The sequence below is a fragment of the Streptomyces malaysiensis subsp. samsunensis genome, from assembly GCF_024519315.1.
GTDB lineage: Bacteria > Actinomycetota > Actinomycetes > Streptomycetales > Streptomycetaceae > Streptomyces > Streptomyces malaysiensis.
Genome location: NZ_JANIIC010000278.1, coordinates 1 through 387, shown reverse-complemented (window position 1 = coordinate 387; position 387 = coordinate 1). Strand labels below are relative to the sequence as shown.

1 protein-coding gene is annotated in these 387 nt (G+C 71.6%); it reads left to right on the top strand.

What is annotated here, in order from left to right; all coding sequences use genetic code 11:
* Positions 1 to 387 (top strand): SDR family NAD(P)-dependent oxidoreductase (locus tag NQU54_RS48880; protein WP_257636699.1); only part of this gene is annotated, 387 nt, incomplete at both ends.

Here is a 387-nt window from a genome sequence, read left to right as displayed (position 1 = left end):
GGCGTTCCGCTGGATGAGCCAGGGCCGTCACACCGGCAAGATCGTGCTCACCATCCCCCGCACCCTCGACCCCGACGGCACCGTCCTGGTCACCGGCGGCACCGGCACCCTCGGCGCCACCATCGCCCGCCACCTCACCACCCACCACGGCGCACGCCATCTCCTCCTCATCAGCCGCCAGGGCCCCGACGCCCCCGGCGCGACCGAACTCGCCACCGAACTCACCGAACTCGGCGCCACCGTCCACATCACCGCCTGCGACACCGCCGACCGCCACCACCTCACCACCACCCTCGCCAACATCCCGAGCGACCATCCACTGACAGCCGTCATCCACACCGCCGGAACCCTCGACGACGGCACCCTCACCGCACTCACCCCCGAACG